Source organism: Oceanicella sp. (assembly GCF_056449545.1).
Genome location: NZ_JBWOMN010000082.1, coordinates 1 through 7,691, shown reverse-complemented (window position 1 = coordinate 7,691; position 7,691 = coordinate 1). Strand labels below are relative to the sequence as shown.

Here is a 7,691-nt window from a genome sequence, read left to right as displayed (position 1 = left end):
CGTGTGCTCTTCCGATCTGCGCCTGGACCGCCGACTACGTGCGCCTGCGCTTTCGCGCCCGGCTGGCCGGCGGCGGGGGCGCCGCGTGAAGCCGGCGCTCACATGCCTGCTGGCGCTGATGGCGGCGCCGGCGCTGGCGCTGGCGCAGGTCGACAGCGGGCTGGGCGACGTGAACCCGCGCGATCTGTTCAAGCCGGCGCCCGGCTATGACCCGGAATCCGAGCCCAAGGCCGACTCCGGGCTGCGCGCCTATCCGGTCACGCCCGAACAGGTCGCGCCCGAATCCCGCTCCGTCGCCGCGACAGGCGCCACCCTGCGGCTGCTCGACAAGATGAACGGCCGGGTGGAAACCTTCGACGTCGCGGTGGCGCAGACCGTCATCCGCGCCCGGCTGGAAATCAAGCTCGACGCCTGCCGCACCCCGCCCGCGGGCGAGGTTGCGGACGCCTACGCCTATCTGGAAATCCGCGACCTGCGCGAGGCGGCGCCGCGCTTCATGGGCTGGATGTTCGCGTCGAGCCCGGCGCTGTCGGCGCTGGATCACGCGCGCTACGACGTCTGGGTGCTGAGGTGCAGGACCGATTCCGCCGAGGCCTCGGCGCAGAGCGCCCAGAAATCCGAGTGAGCGGCCAGCGCGCTTTCCAGCAGCGCGCGATACCGGTCGCGCGACACCTCGATCGCGCCCATCGAACGCAGGTGGTCGGTGACGAACTGGGTGTCCAGCAGCGCGAACCCGCCCGCCTTGAGCCGCGCCACCAGCCAGACCAGCGCGATCTTTGACGCGTCGGTGCGCGCCGAGAACATGCTTTCACCGAAGAACGCCGCGCCCAGGCGCACGCCGTAAAGCCCGCCGGCCAGCGCCCCGTCCATCCACACCTCGACCGAGCTGGCATAGCCGAGCCGGTGCAGGGTTTCGTAAAGCGCGCGGATCTCGGGGTTGATCCAGGTTTCCTCGCGCGCCGCGCAGCCGTCGAGCACGCCGAGGAAATCCCGATCCACCGTGACCTCGAACCCGCCCTTGCGGATGCGCTTGCGCAGCGAGCGGCTGACGCGGAACCCGGACAGCGGCAGGATGCCGCGTCGCTTGGGGTCGACCCAGAACACCTCTTCGGACTCGGCGCTGTTGGCCATGGGGAACACCCCGGCCGCATAGGCGCGCAGCAGCAGCGTCGGGGTGATTTCCAGCGGTCTGAGCGGTCCGGTCATGTGGGTGCTCTGGGTCGTCGTGGCGCGGGGATGTCCCCTGAACGCGGCCCCCAGACTACCAGCGCGCCGGACGCCTGAACAGATCGCCGCCGCGCTTGCGCCGATCCGCCGGCCGGGTCAGGCGTTTTCCAGCCATTTCTCCAGCCAGTGGATGTCATAGTCGCCGGCCAGCACGTCGGGGTTCTCGGCCAGCGCGCCGAACAGGGGCAGGGTGTTGTCGACCCCGTCCACGATCACCTCGCCCAGCGCGCGGCGCAGGCGGGCGAAGGCGGCCTCGCGGGTTTCGGCATGCACGATCAGCTTGCCGATGAGGCTGTCGTAATAGGGCGGGATCACGTAGCCGTCATAGATCGCGCTGTCCATGCGCACCCCCAGCCCGCCGGGGGCGTGGAACGCCCGCACCCGCCCCGGCGAGGGGGTGAAATCGGGCAGTTTCTCGGCGTTGATCCGGCATTCGATGGCGTGGCCGCGCGGGGTCAGGTCGGCCTGGGTCATGGACAGCGGCAGGCCGGCGGCGATGCGCAGCTGCTCCTTGACCAGATCGACGCCGTAGACCGCCTCGGTCACCGGGTGTTCGACCTGCAGGCGGGTGTTCATCTCGATGAAGAAGAACTCGCCGTCCTCATACAGGAATTCGATGGTGCCGGCGCCGCGGTAATGCATGCGCGCCACCGCCTCGGCGCAGGTGGCGCCGATGCGGGCGCGCTGCTCGGGGGTGATGATCGGCGAGGGGCATTCCTCCATCACCTTCTGGTGGCGCCGCTGCAGCGAACAGTCGCGCTCGCCCAGATGCACCGCCGCGCCGGCGCCGTCGCCGAACACCTGGATCTCGATATGACGCGGCTTGCCCAGGTATTTCTCGATATAGACGGTGTCGTCGCCGAAGGCGGCCTTGGCCTCGGATCGGGCCGCGGAAAAGGCGATGGCGATGTCGTCGGCGGTGCGCGCCACCTTCATGCCGCGCCCGCCGCCGCCCGAGGCGGCCTTGACCAGCACCGGGTAGCCCATGGCGGCGGCGGCCTCGGCGGCCTCCTCGACGGTGTCGACGCCGCCCTCGGAGCCGGGCACGCAGGGCACGCCGAGCGCCTTCATGGTTTCCTTCGCGGCGATCTTGTCGCCCATCACCCGGATATGTTCGGCGGTGGGGCCGATGAAGGTCAGCCCGTGATCCTCGCAGATCTGCACGAAATTGGCGTTTTCGGACAGGAACCCGTAGCCGGGATGGATGGCGTCGGCGCCGGTGATCTCACAGGCCGAGATCACCGCCGGGATGTTGAGATAGCTGAGCGCGCCCGCGGGCGGGCCGATGCACACGCTTTCATCGGCGAGACGCACATGCATGGCGTCCACGTCGGCGCTGGAATGCACCGCCACGGTGCCGATGCCCATTTCATGGCAGGCGCGCTGCACGCGGAGCGCGATTTCGCCGCGATTGGCGATCAGGACTTTGCTGAGCTTCTTGTCGGACATGGCCCGGACCTCCCCGGGCTATTCGACGATCATCAGCGGCGCGCCGAATTCGACCGGCGAGCCGTCTTCGACCAGAATCCGCTTCACCGTCCCGGCGCGGGGGCTGGGGATCTGGTTCATGGTCTTCATGGCCTCGATGATCAGCAGGGTCTGGCCCTCGGTCACGGCGTCGCCGATCTTGACGAAGGGCGGCGCGCTGGGCTCGGGGTTGAGATAGGCGGTGCCGACCATGGGCGAGGGCACGGCCCCGGGATGCTGGGCCGGGTCCTCGACCCCGGCCCTGGGGGCGGCGGCGAGCGGCGCGGGGGCCGGCGGCGCGGCGGGGGCGTGGACGGGCGCCTGAACGGGGGCGTGGGCGGGCGCCTGAACGGGGGCGGCGGGGGCCTGAACGGGGGCGGGGGCGCCGTGGCGCCCGACGCGGACCCTGAGCAGATCATCCTTGCCGTATTCGCGCTCCACCTCGATTTCGGACAGGTCGGTTTCCCGAAGCAGTTCCGCCAGCGCGCGGATGAAGTCGATGTCGGTCTCGTGTGGCTTGCTCATGGGGTCCCTGATCCGAACGCGCGGGCCGGCGCCCGCTGATGTTGCACCGCGATTTACACGAAGGCCGATCCGGGATGCAAGCCGCGCGGCCCGCGCCCGCGTCCCGGCGCGCCGGGCTCAGCCGTTGGCGTCGCGCTGCTCGGCGATGGCCTCGCGCATGTCCGCCAGCGGGATGAACCCGCGCACGATGCGTTCGCCGATGATGAATGTGGGGGTGCCGGTGATCGAAAGCTTGTCGGCCATGCCGTAGGTGGTCTCGATATTGGCCTTGATCCGCTCCGATCCGGCATCGCTGCGCAGCTTGTCCACGTCAAGCCCGACCTTGGCGGCGAGACTGTAGATGACGGTTTCGTCGAGCCGCCCGCGATGGGTCATCATCGCGTCGTTGAAGGCGAGATAGAGCGCGCCGTCCTGCTGGCCCATGGCCGCCAGCGCCGCCTCGGCGGCGATGCGCGAGGTCGGGCCGAGGATCGGGAATTCCTTCACCACCAGCCGCACCCCGGGATCCGAGGCGATCAGCGCCTTGACGTTCTTGTGCGCGCGCTTGCAGTAGCCGCAATTGTAGTCGGTGAATTCCACCACCGTGACGTCGCCGTCGGGATTGCCCGCGACATAGGAATAGCCGTCGTCGCGCAGCGCGTCCCTGACCCCGGCGAGCACGCGCTGTTCGGCGGCGGCCCCGGCCTGCTTGCGGCGCTGTTCCAGCACCTGGATCGCCTCCATGATCACTTCCGGGTTTTCCAGCAGGTAGCGGCGGATTTCCGCGCGCAGCCGGGCGCGGTCCTCGGGCAGCATGTCCTCCTGCGCCGCGGCGGGGGCCGCGTTCGCCGCGTAGATCGCGGGGATGGCCAGCGCCGGAACCGCGGGCGACATGGCGGGAATCGCCGCGAATCCGGCCAGCCCCGCCGCCGCCGCGGTCGCGGCGCGGGCCATGGCGGCCGTCAGTGATCTGATTTTCTTCATCGGGTCTCGTCCTCGTTGCGTCGTTGTCCCGGCGCCGGCGGGGTCGCGATCCGCGCCCGCCCGCCGCGTCAGTTTTCGATGTCGATGCTGGAAATGATGTCCTGCGCCCGCGTCGCGGCGGGGCTGCCGGCCGGCAGTTTCTTGCGTGCGCGCCGGGCCTGGATCACCGCGTCGCGCCGCGCCCCGGACAGCGCCAGCCGTTCCGCGGTGACCAGCGCCGCCATGCCCTCCTTGCCGGTGCGCGCATAGGCGAAGGCCAGATCGCGCAGCAGCGTGACGTCGCCGCCGCCCGAGCGCGCGGCGCCCCGTTCAAGCGCCGCCAGCGCCTCGCGATCGGCGGCGGGTTCGTTCAGCGACAGCAGCGCACGGCCCATATAGGCGAGGATCAGGGGTTCGTCCGGGGCCAGGCGCACCGCCTCGCGATAGGGGGCGACGGCCTCGCGACCGCGGCCGTTTTCCAGCAGGATCTGGCCCTTCAGCTCGTGATAATACGGGTCCTTGGGGCGCATGGCGATCAGCCGGTCGGCCTCGGCCACCGCCTTGTCGGGCGCCGGCAGCAGGTGATAGGCGATGGCGCGGCGCAGGGTGGCGAATTCGCCGTCCCCCTTGGCGTCGGCGCGCCCCAGCGTGCGGTCGGGGCGGTCGATGAAGGCGTCGAGCTTGGCGCGCATCCGCCGGCTCCAATAGGCCAGGTCCGGCGACACGGGAACCCCGCGATAATGCGATTCGCCGACCCGGCGCTGCACCATGGCCAGGCGCGCCGAGCTTACCGGGTGGGTCAGCACGTAGGGATCCTGATTGCGGGCGGAAAACACCTCCTGCCCGCGAAACCGCTCCAGCACCTTGACCATGCCCACGGGGTCGATCCTGGCGCGCTCGAGAAATGTCAGCGCGGCCTGGTCGGCGGCGGCCTCCTCGGCGCGGTTATAGGCCAGCATGGCGCGCCGGCTCACCGCCTGGCTGCCGGCGATCACCCCGAGCCCGGCGCCCCCGCCCCCCGCCGCCGCCGCCGCGATGCCGAGCAGCAGCCCGATCAGCGCCGGGCCCTGGGTGTTCTGCAGCGCGATGTTGCGCCGCGCCAGATGGCCGCCGGTGATGTGCCCGACCTCGTGCGCGATGACGCTCATCAGCTGTTCGGGCGTGTCCAGCAGGCGCAGCAGCCCGGTGGTGAAGGCGATGTTGCGGCCGTTGAACACGAAGGCGTTGGGGGTGAATTCATTGATGATGATCAGTTCGACGTCGCGGCGCGGCAGTCCGGCGGCGTCAAAGATCGGGCCGGCCATGCGGCGCAGGGTGGCCTCGATCTCGGCGTCGCGGATCAGGCTGGCCGCCTGCGCCCCGGCGGCCAGCCAGGTTGCGACGAAAGCGATGAGGATCAGGCGGGTCAGGCGCAGCGGCGCGTATGCGAAGCGGGTCATCATGATCGGACTATATGGCGTTTCTTTCCGGGAAAGCACATCAAAACTCCGGGTATCCGATCGTCGCGGCGATTTTGCGGCAAGGGGCGCGACGGGGGGCGGTTTCGCGCCGCCCGGCCCGCCGCGCTTGACCCCGCGTCGGCGCGGCGCTTAGGTCTGCGGCGCAGCCGCCGCCACAGGGACGATCAGCGCCATGAAAATCGCCAGCCGCGGGATCGTCGATCCCTTCATCGTCATGGATGTGATGGAAGCCGCGCGCGCCGCCGAGGCCGCCGGGCGCGACGTGATCCACATGGAGGTGGGCCAGCCCTCGACCCCGGCGCCGCGCCTGGCGCGCGAAAGGCTGGCGCGCGCGCTGGCGGATGACGCGCTGGGCTACACGGTGGCGCTGGGCCTGCCGGCGCTGCGCGAGGGCATCGCCCGGCTTTACGCGACGCGCCACGGGGTGTCGCTGGATCCGGGCAGAGTGGTGGTGACGGCGGGGTCCTCGGGGGCGTTCCTGCTGGCCTTCCTGGCGCTGTTCGAGGTTGGCGACAGCGTTGCGCTGGGCGATCCCGGCTATCCCAGCTATCGCAACATCTTCAAGGCGCTGGGGGTCGAGGTTCGCCGCGTCGAAACCACCGCCGCGACCCGCTTTCAGCCCCGCCCGCAGGATCTGGGCGACGCCGACGGGCTGCTGGCGGCCAGCCCGGCCAACCCCACCGGGACCATGCTGGGACTTTCGGAAATGCGCGCGCTGGCCGAGGCCTGTTCGGCCAGCGGCGCGGCGTTCGTCTCCGACGAGATCTATCACGGGCTCACCTATGGGCGTGACGCGGTGAGCGCGCTGGAGGTCACCGACGAGGTTTTCGCCATCAACAGTTTTTCCAAATATTTCTCCATGACCGGCTGGCGCGTGGGCTGGGTGGTGGTTCCCGAAAGCCATCTGCGCACCGTCGAGCGCCTGGCCCAGAACCTGTTCATCTGCGCCCCCCATGTCAGCCAGATCGCGGCGCTGGGCGCGCTTGACGCCATCGAGGAACTGGAGGCCAACCGCGCCGTCTACGCCGCCAACCGCGCCTTGCTGCTGGAGGAATTGCCCAAGGCGGGGTTCGGCGACCCGGCGCCCTGCGACGGGGCCTTCTACCTGTATGCGGACATCGCGCATCTGACCGATGACAGCCGCGCCTTCTGCGCGCGGATGCTGCGCGAGGCCGGGGTGGCGGCGACCCCGGGCCTGGATTTCGACCCGGTGCGCGGGGCGCACACCATCCGGTTCAGTTTTGCGCGCAGCACCGCCGACATGATCGAGGGCGCGAGACGCCTGCGCGACTGGCTGGCCTGAACGCGGGCCTGGATCCGGCCGGGCGGGTCAGGATTTGGGCTGAGTCGGGCCGGACCGGGCATGAAAAAGGGGCGCCGTCCGGCGCCCCTTTCATCGTCGATCGAGTCCGACGAGCGCGGGGCTAGCTGCCCAGCGACCACCAGCCGCGCCGCCTGGGTCTGGAGGCGAGATCCTCGGCCGCCGGCGTCTCGGCGGGCATCGCTTCGGCCACGGGCTCGGGGCCTGCCTCCGCCGCCACGGGCTCGGGGCCTGCCTCCGCCGCCACGGGCTCGGGGCCTGCCTCCGCCGCCTCTGGGGCGTCGGGTTCGGCCTGCGCAACGTCATCGGCGACCGGGTCAGGCGCAGCCACCTGCGCAGCCACCGGCGCAAGTTCCTGCGCGGCGTCGGGGGCCCTGGCGGCCGGGGATGCGGGGTCATCCATCGCGACGGCGACGGGCGCCGCGTCGGCAACCGCCTCCGTCGCGCCGGTCCGGGGCTCGTTCGAAACCTCGCTCGCCGTCTCGTCCCGGGCCTCGTCGGCCGCCCCGTTCGTCGTCTCCTCTGGCGCCTCGGCGGTCGCCTCGGCCTTGCGCGGCTTGCGCCGGCGCCGCGTGCGCGAAGGCTTGGGGATTTCCGCGTCGCCGCTGTCGCCGGTGACGGCCTCCGCCGCGCCGGCGGCCCCGAAGCCGAGCGCCGCGATCTCGCCGCCCTTCTTGGGCTCGTCGCCCTCAATGTCAATCACCGCCATGGAGGCGATGGCCGCGCCGCCGGCGTCGTCGCCGTGGGCG

7 protein-coding genes and 1 pseudogene are annotated in these 7,691 nt (G+C 70.9%); 2 read left to right on the top strand and 6 right to left on the bottom strand.

Going from position 1 to position 7,691, the window contains the following annotated elements:
* Positions 1-85 precede the first annotated feature (85 nt).
* The gene (locus AC1HC7_RS11490) at positions 86-625 is read left to right on the top strand and encodes a DUF2155 domain-containing protein (protein WP_479498359.1); all 540 of its coding nucleotides are present in this window, start codon (positions 86-88) and stop codon (positions 623-625) included.
* Here the strand turns inward: AC1HC7_RS11490 and aat are convergent.
* The 5 genes from aat to AC1HC7_RS11465 form a co-directional block, all read right to left on the bottom strand.
* Positions 550-1,206: a leucyl/phenylalanyl-tRNA--protein transferase gene (aat, locus tag AC1HC7_RS11485; protein ID WP_479498360.1), complete on the bottom strand. Its 657-nt coding sequence runs from the start codon at positions 1,204-1,206 to the stop codon at positions 550-552. The genes AC1HC7_RS11490 and aat overlap by 76 nt on opposite strands.
* 117 nt (positions 1,207-1,323) lie before the next feature.
* On the bottom strand, positions 1,324-2,676 hold the full coding sequence (accC, locus tag AC1HC7_RS11480; RefSeq protein ID WP_479498361.1) for an acetyl-CoA carboxylase biotin carboxylase subunit: 1,353 nt from the start codon (positions 2,674-2,676) through the stop codon (positions 1,324-1,326).
* Between the two features lie 18 nt (positions 2,677-2,694).
* Positions 2,695-3,219 (bottom strand): acetyl-CoA carboxylase biotin carboxyl carrier protein, encoded by a 525-nt coding sequence (gene accB, locus AC1HC7_RS11475; protein ID WP_479498362.1) that lies wholly within the window; start codon positions 3,217-3,219, stop codon positions 2,695-2,697.
* Between the two features lie 117 nt (positions 3,220-3,336).
* The gene (locus tag AC1HC7_RS11470) at positions 3,337-4,182 is read right to left on the bottom strand and encodes a DsbA family protein (protein WP_479498363.1); all 846 of its coding nucleotides are present in this window, start codon (positions 4,180-4,182) and stop codon (positions 3,337-3,339) included.
* 68 nt (positions 4,183-4,250) lie between these two features.
* Positions 4,251-5,600 carry a M48 family metalloprotease gene (locus tag AC1HC7_RS11465; RefSeq protein ID WP_479498364.1) on the bottom strand — a complete coding sequence of 450 codons (1,350 nt, stop codon included), beginning with the start codon at positions 5,598-5,600 and terminating at the stop codon, positions 4,251-4,253.
* 193 nt (positions 5,601-5,793) lie between these two features.
* Between AC1HC7_RS11465 and AC1HC7_RS11460 the strand changes: the two genes are divergently transcribed.
* Positions 5,794-6,924 (top strand): pyridoxal phosphate-dependent aminotransferase, encoded by a 1,131-nt coding sequence (locus tag AC1HC7_RS11460; RefSeq protein ID WP_479498365.1) that lies wholly within the window; start codon positions 5,794-5,796, stop codon positions 6,922-6,924.
* Between the two features lie 121 nt (positions 6,925-7,045).
* Here AC1HC7_RS11460 and AC1HC7_RS11455 read toward each other — a convergent pair.
* A pseudogene (locus AC1HC7_RS11455) lies at positions 7,046-7,691 on the bottom strand (hypothetical protein); the annotation flags it as partial.